The sequence below is a fragment of the Ruegeria sp. D4 genome, assembly GCF_056534475.1.
The window spans coordinates 1-19,086 of record NZ_JBQFPJ010000018.1; the positions used below are offsets into that span (position 1 = coordinate 1).

Below are 19,086 nucleotides of genomic sequence, written 5' to 3' on the forward strand. Positions count from 1 at the left end.
AACGGGCCACGGTTTCGAACCATTCCTGCGCGTCAGCAACCAATCGCTCCGTCGAGTGGCGCTGCCATTCCGCCATACTCTGAAGGGCTTTAGAAGGATCGGACGGGTTCGCGGAAGACACATTGCGTGCAGCTTTTAGAGCCGTCCGGACCGCCTCATGACGCCGTTCGAACCAATGCTGTGCAAAGGCCTCGGTTTCTTCGAGCAATTTCTCTTGCGCGTCCCAAAATTGTTCGATCTGGGCACCGAAGGCCGGATTGCCAGAAATGGGCGGCTGCATTTGCTTGAAAACATCCAAAAGTGAGGTCGGGCTATTTGTGTTGGATTTCTTTGTCGGCATCGAAAATTCCTCCGCATTTTCTGAATGAGCTCTTTTGCCACCTGCGGCGCGCTTTCGCCTTAATACAGATCAATATCCCTTATTTTTAGGACCTTCGGCTAAAGCTGCGACGGGACAGTCGCAATCTCTCCGACATCGGTTCCTAGCAGGCCGGGTTGGAGTTAGAGTAGTCTAGACAAGAACTTAACGCTTGGTTTTCTATGCACATTGCCGGCTTTCTGATTACCCTTGGTGTCCTTTTCCTTGCCGGATTGGCGGCCGATCAACTTGGCCGGGCCACGCATCTTCCTCGTGTTACAACCTTACTGTTCCTCGGCCTGATTGCCGGGAACGCAGGATTCGGGGTGATCCCGGTCGACGTTGCCAAGTGGTTCGATGAGATCTCCATTGTTGCCTTGACGATGGTCGCGTTTCTTCTTGGAGGATCTTTGACCCGCAAAAACCTGGTTCGGCATGGCCGAGCCATTCTGACGATTTCGATTTCAATCGTGGTTGCAACCCTTGTTATTGTGTCGGTTGGACTGACCGCGATTGGCGTACCGTTCGGGTTGGCGTTGGTGCTGGCGGCAATTGGCACGGCTACAGCTCCGGCCGCCATTGCAGACGTGATCAAACAATCTGGGGTGTCCAACAGCTTTACCGAAACATTAAAGGGCGTAGTCGCAATTGATGACGCTTGGGGTCTGATCGTTTTCAGCATCGCCTTGGTTCTGGCCGGTCATTCGGATGGTTGGGCCACCGTCACGACCACAGCGATGTGGGATTTCGGAGGGGCGATACTATTGGGTACCGCACTGGGCGTGCCATCCGCTTACCTGACAGGCCGCTTGAAACCCGGAGAACCCATGCAGGCAGAAGCAGTGGGCATAGTCTTTCTGACAGCGGGCCTCGCGCTTTGGCTGGAGGTTTCATTCTTGGTAGCAGGCATGGTTGCGGGCGCGGTTATCGGAAATCTTGCGCGCCATCACGACCGTGCTTTTCATGAGATCGAGCACATTCAGTGGCCGTTCATGATTCTGTTCTTTCTGCTGGCTGGCGCCACGTTGGACATTGAAGCCTTCGGCTTGATGGGCTGGGCTGGTGCACTTTTTCTGTTTTTGCGCGCCGTGGCCCGCCTGGTCGGAGGTTACTGCGGAGCAAGACTTGGCGGCCTGCCTCGTCGTGAGACCCGCTGGTACGGTCCCGCTTTGTTGCCACAGGCCGGTGTTGCGGTCGGAATGGCCCTTGTAGCTGGAGAGCAATTTCCGCATTGGGCCGCGTCGATCATGGCCATTACTCTGGCCAGTACTGTGGCCTTCGAGGTGTTGGGGCCGCCGTTGACTCTCATGTCGATCAGACGCACGGCGGATACCGACTAGCGGATTGGTCAGCGCCTATTCAGACTGGATCGATTCAAGAAAAGCGAGCAAATTCGCCAACGGCAGGCCAACCATCATAGATTGCCCATTGGGCAAAGCCACCGCGATTTGCTGGTCTGTCTCGAACACCGCGCCAAAGATTGGCATTTCGCCCCCATGAGCGAGCAATTGTGAACGACCATCAATCTGTTCAGCTATGCGAACTATCGGAAACACACCGTCGTTTTCGCCCGCCAATTTGGTAAGGTCGGGTGTTCGAATAGCCAACATTTCGGCCATTGGCCCGTCTCCGGTCGCTTCGAAACCGTGACATTGCCAGCAATACGTCCGGTACAAATCACTTCCCTCACTGAGGCGGACCTCCTGCGCTAGTGCAGGCCCCGTGACTAACAGTGCCAGTAAAATCCCTCGATAAACCTGCATATTCTCCTCCTGTCCGTCGTCAGGGATTTTGGGACAGATGGCCGGCTGAGCTAAGAGAGGATCTGGTGCATCTGTTTGGTTTGATTATGCGGCGGATTTGCGGTGAAGCAAGCGCTGGGTTTCGATTGTCTTCCGTTTGATCCTTTCTCGTTGTTTCAGAATGGTGTGGCCGCGCTCGAAGTAGACATCGGCCGGGGTGAGGTTTTGCAGGCTCTCATGATTGCGCCGGTGGTTGTAGTGATCGACGAAAGCATCGATCTGCTGCCTGAGATCACCGGGCAGGTAGTAGTTTTCCAGCAAGATACGGTTCTCTCGACATGCCGACGTGCGGGAATGAGTTATTGTGGGCCAATGGTACTCGCGGAAATGGCACGACTTGAGCGCGATCGCGATGTCCAGCTGAAGTTATTGCAGGAAGGTGAGCATGTGTTAGAGCTTGGCTCGATGAGCCGCAATCATTTCTGGTTCAGACACCTTGCGATCGAAGTTGCCATAGCCGGACGCGACCCCACAGAGGCGAGCCGGCACGCTGAAGCATTGGCAGATTTCACTCGCGCTCAGCCTCTCCCGTGGACCGACCAATACATATTGTTGGGTCAAAAATTCGCTCAGGAACACTCTTAGGCTGGTTGCGTTCTGAGAGGGCAATCTCGCGCCCACTAGCACCAGCGGTTGAGGCTGAAAAGCCGTCCATGTTCCCGATTTTCATGCGATTGCAACTTGTCCTTTCTGCCGCGAACAGCGGATTGTTTCCCACCACGACCTAAAGGGTTCAGGTCGAGCGATTGATGGAACCGCTGAATGGGTTTGTGAGCTTTGCAAAGGTATCAACAGAAAAGCGACGCCCAGCCAACCGCACACATAGTCGAATGCACCAACACTACTCAAGCAGGTTAAAATACGAGTATCGTCATTCCTTGATACGTCGGAAGAAAACAAAAAGACACTTAACTTTTTAACCAACTTCTTCGCAGACCCGGTCGCTGAGATCGTCAACACTGAACAACCAACATTCCGCTGGTTGGTCCGATTTGATTGGTCCGAATTTACCTGGCAGCACCGGTTCCTAAATGGTTGGCCAGACAACACACAATGCGCCCTTTAGGCGGCACAACGCAGTACTTCGAAATGAAAAGTGTTCTTTGCTTCAACGACTTCAGCTATGTAAAACGGTGGAGGTGGTTTAAGCATGTGTTTCTCATCACAAGCCAGTTTTGTAGCCGGTGCAGCGATCATTGCCTGCAGTGGTCTTACGATACGTTTGGCGTTGCAAATGGGCGAACGATTTCTTCCGCTAGCCAGCTTTCCACTTTTCTTTGGGATTCAGCAATTGTCCGAAGGCTTCTTGTGGGTGTCCATTGACGACCCGTCGGCGAGCCCTTCTTCGGCAGCTGCGTTGACGTTTCTCTTCTTTGCCTATTTATTTTGGCCGTTTTGGGTTCCGCTGTCCGCGGCTTTGATTGAATGTGACCGGCGTCGCAGGTTGATATTCCAAGGGATTTGCGGAATTGGTTTTTGCCTTGGCTTGTTGCTCTACTTGCCAGTGTTGTTGTCACCAGCAAATCTAGATATTGGCCTCGCTCAACACTCCATTCAATATGAAAACATTGAAACGTTCCCGTCCGAGATTACGAGGAACTTTGCACGTGTTTTTTACGCTTTGGTGATCTGCGTTCCGCTTGTGGGATCGAGCGATAAAGGCTTACGAGGTTTCGGGTATCTAATTGTCGTTTCCGTTGCTTTGGGGTTCTTCTTTGCTTCTCATGCCTTCACGTCAATTTGGTGCTTCGTTGCGGCTGGTTTGTCTGCCTATATCTACTTCGTTCTAAAGTTTCACTACTGGGAGGTAGACGGCTTAGGTGGGCCCGCCGAAGGTTGAGGGACATTTTGAAAAATGCGTTTAAGTGCGGGCACGGGGCTTTCGAAGTTTAGCGCTTGAATAAGCGATTTCCTTTCAACGGTTTCAATATTATCCCCCAGATCACTTGTCTCACCGTGATGCCGTACGTTTGGTTCCCGATATCGCTTCGAAACGTCGAGGTCTTTCTTCAAGAGCTTGGCATCGAACTTTGCAGTGAAACTGTCCGCTTCCGGTAGAACCGTTGTGGAACGATGTTTGCGATAGAAATCCGGAGAAAATGGGTTCAGGAAATGAGCATTGCACGGCAGTTCTCGCTGACTGCTTCGCCTGTTCCGGAACTCAGGCTATTCACATCGCACAAATGCAGGCAGAACGTCTAAGGTACAAGCACCGCTGCTCCTTGCAGCTTGCCTTCCCGAAGGTGATCAAGCGCGTCGTTTGCTTTCTCAAGAGGATAAGGAATTACTTCCGTCCGAACACTTGCAGCTTCAGCAAGAGTAAAAAATTCTCTGCCATCCTGACGCGTAAGGTTTGCGACGGAGGCTATTGATCGCTCTTCCCAAAGATCGGCGTACGGGAAACTTGGAATATCGCTCATGTGGATTCCCCCACAAATAACACGGCCTCCCTTGCGCACAGACTTTAACGAAGCAGGCACCAAAGCTCCGACTGGAGCGAAAACTATAGCGGCATCCAATGGTGATGGTGACGTCTCCGAAGAGCCTCCTGCCCAACTTGCACCAAGGTTTCGCGCAAAATTTTGCGCGGCTATATCGCTATCTCGAGTAAAGGCGAAAACTTCAATACCCTGATGTTTCGCAATCTGGCAAAGAATGTGTGCGGCGGCGCCGAAACCATAGATGCCCAGTGTCTGGACCTTGCCTGCGAGTTTTAAACTTCGGTAGCCGATTAAGCCCGCACATAAAAGAGGTGCCAGGGAAACGGGGTCAGCTTTTTCGGACAATGGGAAAACAAACTTGGCATCAGCGACACAGTACTCGGCGTATCCTCCATTGATCGTATAGCCAGTAAACCCGGGGTGATCGCACAGATTTTCCCGTCCTTCGAGGCAATAAGAGCAATTCCCACACGTACGCCCGAGCCAGGGCACACCAACGCGCTGCCCTTCTTGGTGCTCTTCGACATTGGTCCCCAATCTTTCGACGCAGCCAACGATCTCGTGCCCAGGGATAAGCGGGAGCTTTGGTTCAGAAAGATCACCGTCAATAACGTGCAAGTCGGTTCGACACACGCCACATGCCAGAACTTTGATAAGCACCTGGTTGGCGGCGGGTTTCGGGGTCGGAACATTTCTAAGTTCCAGTTTTGAGACGGCATTGCCAAAAACCATTGCTCGCATAGTTTTCTTCCTTTGGATCTCCTTTGTTGCCGACATTGACGCAGCGCATTGCAGAAATTCTGAATGCGTCGGTACCACAGAATAGTATCCGGTCCGTTTGCTTTATTTTAGCGTACGGTAATCACCGTGCAGTCTGCACGCTGATTGACTTTTTGCGAAACGCTGCCTTGAAAGATCCGTTGAACCCGGCCCAAGCCGCGGTGGCCCATAACTATTGTGTCTGCACCGATTTCACTGGCCATTTTTAGGATGCCTTCATCGTAATCCCCATTGTTTACCCGTGTCGAAACGTTCTTCGCGCCTGCATCCTTCGCGCGTCGCGCCGCTCCATCAACGATTTTCTCGCCAATCACTGTGATGATACGCTCTCTGTCTGCGCGTGACAGGGGGCCCGAAAATACCGCGTCAATATTGGATGGAATGTCGCCCAAATGAAGCTTCACATCGCTTTTGACTTGCTGAACCAAGTGCTCGACCTCAGTCATGCGGCCCAATTCTTCAATGCGAGCGCCATGTTGAAGAACATGGCCGATAGTCATTGGCACATCCAGTCTGAGCGCTAGGTCTGTAGCGAATTCAACGGCACGATCAGCTGTTTCAGAGCCGTCAGTTGCGACCAAGATATTCGAAATCATGGCTTCCCCTCCGTTTTGAACGGCCAAGACTGACGGGTATCAGAGGAAAATGCATTGATGCAGGTCAATAGACTCAGTGAACTCGAAACTTGCGATTTCCGCCGTTGCCACCCTTTTGACCGAGGTTCGAGTGGTGTTGAAGCCTGGAGGTTTGCTGTGAAAAGCGGTTTGTTCAAACGCATGTAACTTCAGCTAAATCTGCAATTGGTTTTTGCTAAGATAATGCAAAGTCGACTATTATTTGATTGGGCCTTGATCAAGGATGCATAGTCTGTGTGGTTGGTTGAGGGTCTGAGGTTGTGCTGTCTGCGGACGCAAGTACCAGTCTGTTTGAAAGATTTCGCTTATGCCACAAGAGCCACCGAAACATCCCGGCAATGGGCCAAAATGGCCAGAGTGGATTTATTATGTTGCGCTTGTTGCCACGATGGGAACTTTAATTGTCGCAAGTTTCTTTGCGCCGCCTACCGATCTGACCGCTACGACGATTTCATATAGCGGCGTGAAAGAGATCGTTCGTGCGGGACGGGTTCGTTCGGCGGAATTAAGTGATCACAGCATAACGGTTCGCGCTACCTCTGCAGACGGGGATGGTGAGCAAGCTTTCCGGGCCGTTGTTCCAAGCCAGAGCGACCCGGATTTGTTGGCGCTGCTGGAAGATAACGGTGTTGATGTTACTGCGATTGAGCCATCTGGAACCTCGGTCTTCGTCTATCTTATTCCGTGGATATTTATCCTGGCCCTGTATTTCTGGTTTCAAAGACGAATGACGGGCGGGATAGCCGGCGGTCCGGGAGGTATTTCTGGTGGTCTACTCAGCGGTCGTTTCTCAAAACCAAACGAAGCTGGAAGAAAGGTAACCTTCGAAGATGTCGCGGGGCAGGATCAGGCTAAGCGCGAAGTAATAGAGTTAGTAGAGTTTTTACGCGACCCAGAGCGTTTTGCCCGTGTCGGCGCTGAGGTCCCACATGGGGTTTTGCTTGTTGGCCCCCCGGGGACGGGCAAAACGCTTCTGGCCAAAGCCCTTGCCGGCGAGGCCGACGTACCATTCTTTTCGACATCTGGTTCAGAGTTTATTGAGATTTTCGTCGGCGTTGGCGCAGGAAGGGTGCGTAAACTCTTTGAAGAGGCGCGTAAGGCTGCTCCCTCCATTGTTTTTATCGATGAGTTGGACAGCGTCGGACGTACTCGTGGAACAGGGCTTGGCGGTGGTCATGATGAACGGGAGCAGACACTGAACCAGATACTTGCCGAGCTTGATGGATTTAGTGGCCGAGAATCTGTTGTTGTGCTGGCGGCGACCAATCGGCCAGATGTGCTGGACCCAGCCTTACTCCGGCCTGGCCGTTTCGACCGTCATGTAACACTGAACTTGCCTGAGAAAGATGCCCGGCGGGCTATTCTTGACATACATGCAAGAAAACTGCCGCTTGAAGATACTGGCGACCTGGGTTGGATCGCAGCAGGAACGCCGGGGTTCTCGGGAGCTGACCTGAAAAACTTGCTTAATGAGGCCGCAATCGGAGCAGCGCGGCGAAGAGCTGATCTGATTTCTCGCAACGACCTTGATGAAGCGCGTGACAAAGTGATGATGGGGACTGTCCGCACTCTTGCGATACGACCCGAAGAAAGGCACCGTCTTGCCGTGCACGAGGCTGGCCACACCGCCGTTTGCTATTTCACGCCAGAAGCTGACCCCTTGTACAAAGTGACGATTATTCCGCGAGGTCACGCACTTGGGGGGACACACTCATTGCCGGAAGCAGAGCGTCATACCCTTAGTGAAACGTTTCTCAGAGATCAGATTGTTGCGTTGCTTGCGGGGCGAGCGGCAGAGCAACTGTTCTTGGGAACGGTCAGTTCCGGCGCTGACGACGACATCCGAAGGGCTACCGAAACCGCCAGACGTATGGTGACAAGGTGGGGGATGACCGAAGAACTCGGCCCAATCGACCTGCGACAAAACGACGACCACCCATTTCTGGGACGTACAATCGCGCAGCCGACGAACATAGCTGATACAACGGCAGCACAAGTAGACCGGGCGGTTATGAAAATGCTCATTGACGCCGAAGCCAGAGCAATTTCCACTCTCGAAGAGCACAAGCCCGAGGTCGAGACGTTGATTGCAGCGCTTGAAAAAAATGAAACTCTGGACTTCTCGGAAATTCAGGCCTGCCTGGATCCAGAACGTACAATTGAGCAGCCGCAGCAAACTCGGAGTTCGGTGACCAAAATACCGGCGGTTCCGCATAACTGATACCAAGATTATCAACCACTGTGTTCGCTGGCCACGCGGCAAGTGTTCAACTTCTTTGGTTCAGTGCAGACAGCAAAGTCAGGCCAACGGTGCTTGAGCCAAATCAATGTGGCGCGCCACTTGAACAGCTACGGTTCTCAAGTTGGGAGGCCAAAAAGATTTCGATAGAATATGCCGAAATCTGTCAGCGGGAGCGCAGGCCGAGACCAACGTATTCGTGGAAAACGGACATTTCGCTGTACAAGGCGCCGCGCTATGCGAATTTCACAACGGAGAGTCTAGCCGACAGTCAATGGCAAGTGTGAAACACTGGAGAAGTAATCGTTTTCGCAAATTAACCTTGTGAACTGGGCAGCCTAGGCGATGAACAAACCTCAACCGACACGAGCAATTAGCGGATCCAGTCGCATGATCGACTTCAGCCCATTGGCTCGTCGGTACGCCAAGGCTAGGGTTTGGAGTTTGAATCGACAGAACCCCTCTGTTGTTCAATCGACGCTGTTGACTAGGCTTGTTCGCCGCGCGTCTAAAACGAAGTTCGGACAAGCCCATGGCTTTGACCAAATCTCCAAACTCAGAGACTACCAGCAGCGAGTGCCTATCCGCCAATACGCCGAGTTCTGGCAGGAGTGGTGGCAGGCAAGATACCCCGATCTCATCGACCAAACTTGGCCGGGGCGAATTCCGCATTTTGCAATGACCTCCGGGACAACAACGGGTCGCTCAAAATACATTCCATATTCGACCGAGATGCGGCGTTCTGCGGCGCGCGGATTTCTAGATCTTTTGTGTCACCACTTTGTTAATCGACCAGGCAGCAGGGTGCTGGGGGGCTCTGTGCTTGGTTTGACCGGCCCAACTGACTTGCAGCACGCCACTCCAGAGGTGGATGTGGGTTCCGTCAGTGCCATCACTGCAGGTGCAATGCCAAACTGGTTTGAGGGGCGAGTGTTGCCAACCCCCGAAATTGCCGGGATCGCAGATTGGGAGGAAAAGATCCGCCGTCTGGCACCCCTATCTTTGCAGAGAGATGTGCGTTTTTTGGGTGGTTCACCAAACTGGTTGCTTATCTTTTTGGACGAACTCGCAAAAGATCGGGACACTTCGGGAGTAAAACTAGTCGATTGGTATCCAAACCTAGAGCTTATCGTTCACGGTGGCGTAAATTTCGCTCCGTACCGGCAGCGGTTTGTGGCGCTGATGCAGGGAGGCCACGCAGAAACACGAGAGATGTACTCCGCCAGCGAGGGCGTATTTGCCTACGCCGACCGAGGCGACGGGGAGGGTATGCGCCTGCACCTGAATGGTCATGTGTTTTTTGAGTTTATTCCGGCGGAACAGCTCCATTCCAAAAATCCCGAACGGTACTGGGTTGGAAACATTGAAACCGGAGTTGATTACGCCTTGGCAATTTCAACAGCCGCCGGACTGTGGTCGTATATTGTAGGGGATATTGTGCGCTTCTTGGATCTCTCGCCACCGCGCTTGTTGGTGGTCGGGCGAGTGGAAAACGGGCTGTCCGTCTTCGGTGAACATCTGATTGAAGCGGAAATCGCTGAGGCAGTAGCTGTGGCCGCATCGAACACAGGGCTCTCCGTTGTCGACTTTAGCGTGGGTGCAGTTTGCGAAGATCAGCGCAATCGCCATCTCTATCTCGTCGAAGTAGAGGGAGAACCTCATCCGAATGCTGCGGAAACGTTCGCTGCAACAGTTGACAAAGTCTTGTGCAGCCAAAATGAAGATTATTCCGAGTTACGTGCAAGAGGTCTCGCTCTTTCAACACCAGAAGTGAGTTTCGTTTCCGCGGGAGGGTTCCTCAGATGGATGAAATCTCGTCGTGGCTTGGGCGGTCAGTATAAGGTTCCCAGGATCGTGATAGATGCCAGTTTGTTCGATGACATGTGCAAGGCGATTTTGAGCCAGTCAAACGAAGGTCAAACTCATGACGGTTGAGGTGATTTGGCAAGACCCCAGCTTACTCAGACTGATCACGCGATCGGATGAACCTTCGGCGGCAACCGTTGAATTGCTCGGACATACAGTCTGGGGGAGCCGATCCACGAAATACCGCATTATTGATGTCCCTAATAAGTTGGCTCGGTTGCGTGACCCAAGTTTTTTCGTTTTGTCTGACGCCGGGCAAGAGCTTTGTGTTTTCGTTCTGGATAAGTGTGTGAAATTGTTGGCGGGGAAAAGGTGCCATGGTTTCCACTTTGTAATGGCCTCGACTAGGCCTGATAGACAGCATGAGGGACTTGCAGGGCAGCTGATTGAGCATGTTCGGAATTATTGCACCTCGACCGTCGGGTCACCGGGGTTTGGATTTGCCTATGTCGAAGAAACGACTGAATACTCGCTCCACCTATCGGATCAGATTGGTCATACGGTTGAGGCCAACATACCTCTGGCTCTTTTTTCGCGGTTTTTTCCGCGCAAGGATCCAAAAGTGGGCATGGTCCATCCCGAGGAAGCGGAACAGGTTTTGGCCGAGTTGGAGCAGGCTTATCAAGACCACGAATTGACCGACTTCCGCTCTTCATTCAAATCGGATGAGTGTTTTGCTGTAAGAGAAGGAGACGCGATAATAGCGCTTGCTCAGGCAGAACTGTTGAGGTGGTCGATCGTCTCGATGCCCGGAATCCAGGGGGCATTTTTTCTTAGGGTTCTCCCATATTTGCCTGGGCTAAATGGCGTTTTCTGTTTGCAGGATCTTAGGGTCGTCAGATTTGGAAATCTGGTCGTGAAAGAGGGACAGGAAGCAGTATTCTTTAAGCTATTGGAAGCCTGCTTGCATCATTACCAAGCCAAGATTGGCCTGATAATGCTTGATGAACGAAGCAGCGTTTTGCGTCGCATTCGAGAATGTGGAAAAATGGGTCTCTTATCTCATGCCACGTCAGGCTCAGCTAAATTGAGGATCGACGTCGTCGGAATGGGCGACGATATGATCGCGAAGTTGCGAAACGGTCCTGTAATGGTGAGTGCTGGTGACGTCTTCTGATCGGTCACTCGCCAACTATCTTGCGTCCCAGCGAACCGGGTATGATCTTGAAGAACAATGCCACAGCCTTATTGAACAAACCCGGGATACAGATTGGTTGGTTTTTTTCTACGGCGCGTATCGCGGTAGCCGCAACATCATTCGGCTCGCTCCACATCCACTTTGGGATCGGGACAGATTCTACGGTTCCACCTGCTGCGGCCTGAAACCCTGTGCGTGTAAAGCCGGGGCACAACGCGGTAACGTGCACGCCGCTTGGTTTCATTTCCGCCCGCAATGCGATTGAGAACTGAGCAAGGTACGATTTCAAAGGGTAGTACAGTGTTCCCCCTGCGTGAGGTGGAACAAATGCCGCCAGCGAGGATACGTTTATGATCCGCCCTGACCTTTTTTCCTGCATTGCGGGAGCAATAAAGTAGCATAGTTGGACTGGGGCCGCGCCCATGACTTCGATGGTTTCTCGATGCCTGTCCCATTCCACCTCACACAGATTTCCAGGAACCCCAAACCCGGCATTATTCACGAGGATGTCCACTTGGATGTTTTGCTCAGTCAGATAATCGAACAAACTTTGAGGCGTCCCAGGGATAGCAAGGTCTCCAACCCAAACTTGGACGTCTATTCCGTATTTTGATCGCAGTTGTGACGCCAACATTTGTAAGGGATCATTCCGACGTGCGACGATGAGTAAATTGACGCCTTCGGATGCGTATTCTTCCGCAAATGCCCGCCCAATCCCCGAAGATGCTCCTGTAATGAGCGCCGTTCTGTTGTCTAGCGGTTCCAACGTCACGCGCTCCTAAAGGTTCAGGGTCTCACGCATTTCGGCAAGACAACTCAGCAGGAAGTCAATCTGCTCGCGTTCGTGTTGACAAGTCATTACAAACCTGATGCGAGCCTGGCCGAGCGCAACAGCGGGGTAACGAGCATGTGGTGCGACGATACCGCGATGTCTAAGCAGGCGGGTAACCTCGGCCGCTTTTAGTTCGTCGCCAATCAAGGTTGGGACAATGTGTGCTTCGCTGCCAAGAGTTTCATACCCACGGGATTCCACTTCACGTCTGAAGTAAAATGCATTCTCAAGCGCTTTTTCGCGTCTCCAGGGCTCGCGTTCAGCAATGTCGATAGCTTCGGTTACCCCGGCTGCGATGGCTGGCGGTAATGGTGCGGAGAAGATGTATGTCCGTGCAGAAATACGCAAAAAGTCGATTACTTCCTGATCCCCGGAAACATATCCACCAACGCCTCCAAAAGCCTTTGTAAATGTACCCATTTGCAAGTCCACGTCGGTTGAAGCGACCCCGTGGTGTTCTAGGCTACCCCGACCATTAGCCCCGAGCATGCCGACCCCGTGTGCGTCATCGATCATCAGCATGGCGTTATGCTCGCGAGCCAAATCAGCCATCGCCGGGATTGGTGCTATGTCTCCATCCATGCTAAACACACCGTCGCTTACGATAAATTTGGATGGCATTTTCGACTCGCCAATTGCCTCAGCGAGGTGTTTCATATTCTTGTGTGGGAACCTGCTGATCTTCGCCTTTGCGAGGCGGACACCGTCTACGACGCTTGCGTGGTTCAGTTCTTCACTAAATACCTCCCAACCAACGGCGTCATTTTCTCCAAGCTTGTCTTGGCCGGGATGGCCAAGATGGGTCTCGGCCAAAGACTGGAGAAAGTCTACTTTCATAAGCGCTGGGATCACCCCGACGTTAGCCATGTACCCTGCCGCAAAACAAATAGCGTCTGCTTGGCCAACGAATTCGGCTATACGCTGCTCAAGCGCTCTATGAACATCGATGTTCGCTGCCATCTGTCGTGATCCACCGGAACCCAGCCCATAGCGCTCCAGCGCTTTCTGGGCAGTTGCTTTGACATCTGGGTGGTTCGAAAGGCCAAGAAGGTTGTTGGAGCAAAACAGCAGATGATCTCGACCGTCGACCCATATCACAGGCTCCGTCGTCGCGCTGTTTACGATAGGGTTGTTTGGGTACAGCCCTGAGTTTTGCACGAGTTTCGTCAAAGACTTTATTCGTGCGGCTGGTGAAGAAGCAGTTCCTGCCATCAGTCGAACCTTTCTTTCCAAGCCTCGAATTGTCGAGCAACTCAAGACGCACTCCGACAGGTTAACCCGCCCAACGTTGATTGAAATTGATTTGAATCATGGAGGTTTTGAACGCGATCTCAGAAGATGGAACATGTTTGAGAATTCGCCAACCAGCGGGGTGGATGTAGCGCTGTGCCAGACGATTCCCGAAGCATTCGAAGCAAGGGTCAACGATACGCCCGATAGCCCCGCCTATATTCAATTCGTGAACGGTGCCTGGCAGACACTGACTTGGCGCATGGTGAATGAACGGGTTGTCAAACGCCGTGCAGCCTTCGCGCAAGCTGATTTGCGCGCCGGGGATCGGATCGGGATTTTCCTACCGAACTGTGTCGATTGGATAGTCACTGATCTGGCGGCCATGAGCGAGGGGTTGGTAGCTGTTCCGGTCTACACGCGGGATAGTGTTGCCAATATTTGTCACGTTCTGCGCGACAGCGGTGCAGTTTTATGTGTGACCGACAGTATCGATAGATGGGAAGATTTGGGGTCTGAACGTAAGTCCTTGACCGTATTGAAACAAGTTTGGCTGGTCAGTGGGGAAGGGCCGAATAAAGGTCGAGCGATGGTTTGCCCCGACATAGAGATCGGAAGTTACAAAGAAGATCGAGGTGAATTTGGTTCGCCAGATGATTTGGCGACACTTATTTACACCTCCGGCACTACGGGGCCTCCTAAGGGTGTGATGCTAACTTACAAAGCGCTCCTCTGGAACGCGGCGACTGTGGGCGAAATCAATCCAATTTCCGAAAAGGACTTATTCCTATCCGTCCTTCCTTTGGCCCACGCATTCGAGAGAACCTTGGGCTATATCTGTCCCATGCTTGCGAACAGCCCGGTGGCTTTCGCGCGCTCCATTCAAGACTTGGCTGAAGACATGCGGGCTCTGCATCCGACCGTCATGCTTGCGGTGCCGAGACTCTTCGAGAGAGTCCATGACAAAGTGATTTCGGAAGCAGAAGGTTCGGTAATAGCCAGCAGGCTGTTAGCTTGGACAGAGGCAATCGGCTGGCGCCGTCGGCAAGTCGTTGAAAAAAAACTGCCGCCTCCTTCTATTGTGGCTAACCTTTATTGGACCCTGATCGGTAGACGTGTCAGCAGGCGTGTGCACGAAGCTTTTGGGGGGCATATTAGAATGCTGGTTTGCGGTGGTGCGCCTTTGTCCGCAGATACGTCTCGGTTTTTCGCAGCAATGGAAATCCCGCTGCTTCAGGGGTACGGACTCACAGAGGCTGGACCTGCAGTAACCGGGTCGACAATTGATGATCGTCGCTGTGACAGCGTCGGCTTCACGCTTCCGGGCAGCGAACTAAAAATAGGTGATCGGCAAGAACTGTTGATCCACTCACCGAGCGCTATGATCGGCTACTGGAATAACCCAGACGCGACAAACGATGCCTTCGATCAAGATCATTGGCTTCGTACAGGCGATGCGGCCGAGATAATCGATGAGCGTGTTTATATAAGGGGAAGAATAAAGGACATCCTCGTGCTATCGACCGGGGAAAACGTCAATCCAACGCCTATAGAAGCAGCTCTGGCTGCCGATCCTCTGATCGAACAGGTCTGTGTGTTGGGTGATAGCAAGCCATGGTGCTCGGCGGTTGTCGTTGTAAATGCACCGAAATTCCAAGCTTGGTGCGAAAAGACGGATGTTTCCTTAGCTAACCCAATGTCCGAAGAAGTTCGACGGAATTTGGTTGAATATCTAACAAATAGATTGGAAGATACCCCGCCCTTTGCCCGCATCCGCGACATTGTCATCGAGACTGAACCCTGGGGTCTAGAAAACGGTCTAATCACGCCGACACTAAAGCCTAAGCGAGCTAGAGTTCTAGCAAGGTATGAGAAAGCACTCTCAGATCTTTACCGCTGAGTACAAATTTCTTGTTGCGCCTAACCACCTTTGGCGCGCGCAATGCAGGTTCTTTTTGTCTAAAATCGGGTGGCAAATAAGAAAACGGTGTGAACTTTCAAACGAATCTTGTCCATCTTCATCTGACCCACATCAAGGAGTCGGACGGGACTCGAATGCTAAGATTGGAATGTTAAGTAGCGAAGCTGTTTTTCGCTTTTTGCTGCCCGCTCCAATAGCCGTTTTCGAAGTCGGTGAAAAAAGCGGAGTTGGTACCCATAAGGACACCGCCTTGTTTCAAATCTTAAAGGGCAAAAGACTCAATTTTAGTGGGCTTGAGACTATGAAAAAACTTACGGCAGTAATCCTGGTTGGCTCCGTGTTTTATTCGTTTCAGAGTTTGGCGGAAACAGTTCCGACACAAGGCGAAGATCTATTCATCGCACACTGCGCCAAATGCCATGGGGTTGATGCACAGGGAAATGGGCCTGCGGCGACGGCCGTGAAAACACAACCTCCGGATTTGACCAAGATTGCCGACCGAAGAAGCGGTTTTTGGCCTATGCTAGAAGTGATGTCAATCTTGGATGGCTATCTAAAAACAACGACCCCACGTGAGGACATGCCCGTTATCGCCGAGCTAAGCGAAGGCTCCACGGTCGAATTTGATACGGGAAATGGCTTGGTTGCAGAAGTTCCTGCCAAACTCATCGCGTTGACCGAGTACCTGGAGAGCATTCAATCTCCCAAGCCGCTTAGGTACGTGCCGTGAACACCTAGCCGAAAAAGACTTTTCTAGGTCGCCGGAGGCAAAGATGATTGTTGAAGACCAAAGCGAAGTGGTGGCTTTCCTTTCGGACCCAGCCACGTACGGCATCAATGAGAAAATCGACGTTATCGAAACACATATATCAATCGTATTTCTCGCCGGAGATCGAGCATACAAGCTCAAGAAGGCGGTCTATTTGCCTTATGCAGACTTCTCAACTTCTGAAATTCGGTCAGAGGCATGCGCAAAGGAGTTGCAACTTAACAAAATCACTTCGCCTGAAATCTATCTCGGCGTACGGCACATTACTCGAAGCGGTTCAGTGTTGAATTTGGACGGGCAGGGCGAGTTTGTTGACGCAGTTGTTGAGATGGTACGCTTCGATCAAGATGCAATTCTGGACAAAATGGCTGTGCGGGGAGAGTTGACCTCCAACGTAATGAGTGTCCTGGCCAAGACGATCGCCAAAGCTCATCAGTTGGCAAAAAAAGTCCAAGCCAATGGGCGTGAAAATATCGAAGCCGTCCTGGAAATTAATCATGCGGGGTTTCAGCAAAGTTCGGTGTTTTCCAAGGCTGAAGTTGACCTAATTGACGGGGCTTTTCACGCGGACTTGAAGCAGAGGGCACCTATCCTCGACAAACGCGCCGCGCGTGGTTGCGTTAGACTGTGCCATGGCGACCTTCATCTTCGAAACATTTGCCTCTTCGGCGGTCGCCCGAGACTCTTCGACTGTATCGATTTCAATGACCAACTGGCGACTGTTGACGTTCTTTACGATCTCGCCTTCCTAGCTATGGACCTTTGGCACAGGGATTTACGACAGTTCGCGAACCTCGTCGTAAATCACTATCTAGATATTACAGAGGAAGAAGACGGTTACCCTTGTTTGCCGTTTTTTATTGCTCTTCGAGCAGCGGTCCGAGCGCATGTCCTTGCGACCCAATCCGAAGACCCACACATCGAAGACGCAAACGCCAAGCGGCAAGAAGCCCGCAGTTACTACGAGCTGGCAATGTCTCTCTTTTGTGCCTCAAAGCCGCGCTTGGTCGCGATCGGCGGGTTTAGTGGTAGCGGCAAGTCGACTATGTCGATTGCAATTGCTCCTGCCATCGGATCTGCACCGGGCGCAAGAGTGATAGAAAGTGACAAGACCCGCAAAGCAATGTTCGGGTGCGATCCACACACCAAGTTACCGGATCATGCCTATGAGCCTGAGGTTTCGGATAGAGTTTATGGTTCAATGGCGCAGAGAGCCGGCTCACTTTTGAGCGGTGGGAGCGCGGTGGTGGTCGACGCCGTTTACGATCGCCCAGGCCGAAGGGAGGAAGCCGAACAGGTCGCGCGGGAAGCTTGTGTTCGCTTCGACGGCATCTGGTTAACCGCGGCGCCGGGAGAACTCAAACGACGCGTTCAAACACGGCCTCAATCAGCTTCTGATGCGACTCCGAGAGTGCTTGAAAGGCAGTTGCAAAAGCACTTGGGTCCGATTGATTGGAACCATATCAAGACCTCTTGTACGATAGAAGAAACGCGGTTGAAGATTTTGAAAACGTTGGCCTGAAATTGTCAGAAGAACTTGGCTAGAGGCGGAGCAGGGGGCTTTCGTAGCCTCAGCTTATGAATAAAAGATCGCCATTAAAGTACTACAAAACCAGCCCCGAGATCATTCGGCTGGCCCTAGGATCTGCGGATCTGCACCTTGGTATCTTCCGACTTTGCCAGTGTGACCTTAGGAATATTGATGGTCAGCACTCCATCCTTCAGGAGTGCATCGACACTGTCGGCATCCGCGTCCGGCGGCAGCCGAAAAGACCGGCTGAAAGAGCCATACTGCCTCTCGGAGAAGAACCATGTCTCACCTTTCTCTTCGCGCTTGGTTTGCTTTTCGCCCTTCAGCGTTACAACACCTTCATGAACACTCAAGTCGATGTCTTCTTCAGCCACCCCTGGCAGTTCGACGCTGATACGGTAAGTGTTATCCGAACCTGACGCCTCCGATGCAGGGGCCAACCATTCGGATACTCGCGTCCCCACCTGCCGAAGGGGTTCATAAAGCGAAGGCCAGAAGCCGCTGGTGTGAGATTTCTCAACCATTTCCATGTTCTCCTCTCTGATAGGTTGGAGAGATATTGAGCTGGTCGCCGTTCCACGTCCTTGATGCGGATCAAAAGGGAATGGCTGCAAAGTCCGCAGAGCAGACGATCAGTCAAATTTACCGAGCGTCCGCTTTGAGCCGATTGTGTTGAAAAACTCTGCTTGAACTGGGCTTTCACCGCTGATTCACTTCTCCCGAGGCGAGGGAGAGCTGGCGATGATGGGTCCGAGGCAAGTAGCGCAGAGCGCGCTGTTCTACGAGTTCTCGATCGAGGATCACGTGCCGCCGGATCATCTGCTGCGAGCCATGGACCGGTTCGTCGATCTCGGTGATATGCGCCGACATCTTGCGCCGTTCTACAGTTCGACGGGCAGGCCTTCTGTCGATCCCGAGCTGATGATGCGAATGCTGATTGTGGGCTACGCCTTTGGCATCCGGTCGGAGCGGCGGCTGTGTGAAGAGGTGCACCTGAACCTTGCGTATCGCTGGTTCTGTCGCCTGGACCTGAGCGATCCGGTGCCCGACCATTCGACCTTCTCGAAGAACCGCCACGGCAGGTTCCGGGACAGCAACCTTTTCCGGCACCTGTTCGAGAGCGTTGTCGCCCGCTGTATTGCCGAGGGCCTGGTTGGCGGTCAGACCTTCGCCTCCGACGCCAGCCTGATCCGGGCGGATGCCAACAAGCAGTACGCAGCGGCTAAGGCGGACTGGGACCCAGAGCGGATCGATGTTCAGGAGGCGCCCCGTGCTGTGCGCGAGTATCTGGAGGTGCTTGACGATGCCGCCTTCGGGGCGGCGAGCGAGGTTGATCCGAAGTTTACGTCCTTTGCCGATCCGGCCAGTCAGTGGACCGGGGCACGGAAAGGCCCTGCGTTCTTCGCCTACTCGGACAACTATCTGATCGACACGGAGCACGGCGTGATCCTCGACGTAGAGGCTACCAGGTCAATCCGGACGGCGGAGGTATGTGTCAGCCCCGCATGTAACGTTCGAAACACCGTGCGAAGTCTGAGTTTAAG

The 19,086-nt window shown here is 52.6% G+C and carries 15 protein-coding genes and 2 pseudogenes; 9 read left to right on the forward strand and 8 right to left on the reverse strand.

The window, feature by feature from the left end; genetic code table 11:
• The coding region (locus tag ACR0MI_RS19225; RefSeq protein ID WP_480855247.1) for a phasin family protein at positions 1–340 on the reverse strand (340 nt) is incomplete at its 3' end.
• A gap of 200 nt (positions 341–540) precedes the next feature.
• Between ACR0MI_RS19225 and ACR0MI_RS19230 the strand changes: the two genes are divergently transcribed.
• A complete protein-coding gene (locus tag ACR0MI_RS19230; RefSeq protein WP_170817049.1) occupies positions 541–1,698 on the forward strand; it encodes a cation:proton antiporter in 1,158 nt (385 codons plus the stop codon).
• 15 nt (positions 1,699–1,713) lie between these two features.
• On the opposite strand, the gene ACR0MI_RS19235 is transcribed toward ACR0MI_RS19230, so the two are convergent.
• Together ACR0MI_RS19235 and ACR0MI_RS19240 are read right to left on the reverse strand one after the other, a co-directional pair.
• The gene (locus tag ACR0MI_RS19235) at positions 1,714–2,121 is read right to left on the reverse strand and encodes a c-type cytochrome (RefSeq protein ID WP_170617554.1); all 408 of its coding nucleotides are present in this window, start codon (positions 2,119–2,121) and stop codon (positions 1,714–1,716) included.
• Positions 2,122–2,205: 84 nt separating this feature from the next.
• Positions 2,206–2,433: pseudogene (locus ACR0MI_RS19240) on the reverse strand (integrase core domain-containing protein); the annotation flags it as partial.
• A gap of 877 nt (positions 2,434–3,310) precedes the next feature.
• Here ACR0MI_RS19240 and ACR0MI_RS19245 point away from each other — a divergent pair.
• A complete protein-coding gene (locus ACR0MI_RS19245) occupies positions 3,311–4,000 on the forward strand; it encodes a DUF6629 family protein (protein ID WP_170617556.1) in 690 nt (229 codons plus the stop codon).
• 358 nt (positions 4,001–4,358) lie between these two features.
• Here ACR0MI_RS19245 and ACR0MI_RS19250 read toward each other — a convergent pair whose 3' ends face one another.
• Positions 4,359–5,342 (reverse strand): zinc-dependent alcohol dehydrogenase family protein, encoded by a 984-nt coding sequence (locus ACR0MI_RS19250; RefSeq protein ID WP_170817417.1) that lies wholly within the window; start codon positions 5,340–5,342, stop codon positions 4,359–4,361.
• 107 nt (positions 5,343–5,449) lie between these two features.
• Positions 5,450–6,004, reverse strand: coding sequence for a universal stress protein (locus ACR0MI_RS19255; RefSeq protein WP_170617560.1), 555 nt, complete (start codon positions 6,002–6,004; stop codon positions 5,450–5,452).
• 319 nt (positions 6,005–6,323) lie between these two features.
• Between ACR0MI_RS19255 and ftsH the strand changes: the two genes are divergently transcribed.
• From ftsH to ACR0MI_RS19270, 3 genes are all read left to right on the forward strand, one after another.
• Positions 6,324–8,237 carry an ATP-dependent zinc metalloprotease FtsH gene (gene ftsH, locus ACR0MI_RS19260; protein ID WP_480536789.1) on the forward strand — a complete coding sequence of 638 codons (1,914 nt, stop codon included), beginning with the start codon at positions 6,324–6,326 and terminating at the stop codon, positions 8,235–8,237.
• Between the two features lie 408 nt (positions 8,238–8,645).
• On the forward strand, positions 8,646–10,190 hold the full coding sequence (locus ACR0MI_RS19265) for a GH3 family acyl-acid amido synthetase (RefSeq protein WP_170617562.1): 1,545 nt from the start codon (positions 8,646–8,648) through the stop codon (positions 10,188–10,190).
• Complete coding sequence (locus ACR0MI_RS19270) at positions 10,180–11,238, forward strand: hypothetical protein (RefSeq protein ID WP_170617565.1); 1,059 nt, start codon at positions 10,180–10,182, stop codon at positions 11,236–11,238. The genes ACR0MI_RS19265 and ACR0MI_RS19270 overlap by 11 nt, the downstream gene beginning before the upstream one ends.
• Positions 11,239–11,242: 4 nt before the next feature.
• On the opposite strand, the gene ACR0MI_RS19275 is transcribed toward ACR0MI_RS19270, so the two are convergent.
• The gene (locus ACR0MI_RS19275; protein WP_170617567.1) at positions 11,243–12,025 is read right to left on the reverse strand and encodes an SDR family NAD(P)-dependent oxidoreductase; all 783 of its coding nucleotides are present in this window, start codon (positions 12,023–12,025) and stop codon (positions 11,243–11,245) included.
• Between the two features lie 12 nt (positions 12,026–12,037).
• Positions 12,038–13,303, reverse strand: coding sequence for an aminotransferase class I/II-fold pyridoxal phosphate-dependent enzyme (locus ACR0MI_RS19280; RefSeq protein ID WP_170617568.1), 1,266 nt, complete (start codon positions 13,301–13,303; stop codon positions 12,038–12,040).
• 133 nt (positions 13,304–13,436) lie between these two features.
• Here ACR0MI_RS19280 and ACR0MI_RS19285 point away from each other — a divergent pair, with 133 nt between their 5' ends.
• From ACR0MI_RS19285 to ACR0MI_RS19295, 3 genes are all read left to right on the forward strand, one after another.
• Entirely contained in the window at positions 13,437–15,221 is a 1,785-nt protein-coding gene (locus ACR0MI_RS19285; protein WP_170617571.1) for an AMP-dependent synthetase/ligase, read from the forward strand.
• A 169-nt stretch (positions 15,222–15,390) separates the two neighbouring features.
• A complete protein-coding gene (locus ACR0MI_RS19290) occupies positions 15,391–15,972 on the forward strand; it encodes a cytochrome c (RefSeq protein ID WP_170617572.1) in 582 nt (193 codons plus the stop codon).
• 43 nt (positions 15,973–16,015) lie between these two features.
• A complete protein-coding gene (locus ACR0MI_RS19295) occupies positions 16,016–17,533 on the forward strand; it encodes a bifunctional aminoglycoside phosphotransferase/ATP-binding protein (protein ID WP_170617574.1) in 1,518 nt (505 codons plus the stop codon).
• Positions 17,534–17,649: 116 nt separating this feature from the next.
• On the opposite strand, the gene ACR0MI_RS19300 is transcribed toward ACR0MI_RS19295, so the two are convergent.
• Positions 17,650–18,066, reverse strand: a complete 417-nt coding sequence (locus tag ACR0MI_RS19300; RefSeq protein ID WP_170617576.1) for an Hsp20/alpha crystallin family protein — start codon at positions 18,064–18,066, stop codon at positions 17,650–17,652.
• Between the two features lie 217 nt (positions 18,067–18,283).
• Between ACR0MI_RS19300 and ACR0MI_RS19305 the strand changes: the two are divergent.
• Positions 18,284–19,033, forward strand: a pseudogene (locus ACR0MI_RS19305) (transposase); the annotation flags it as partial.
• Between the last annotated feature and the right edge of the window lie 53 nt (positions 19,034–19,086).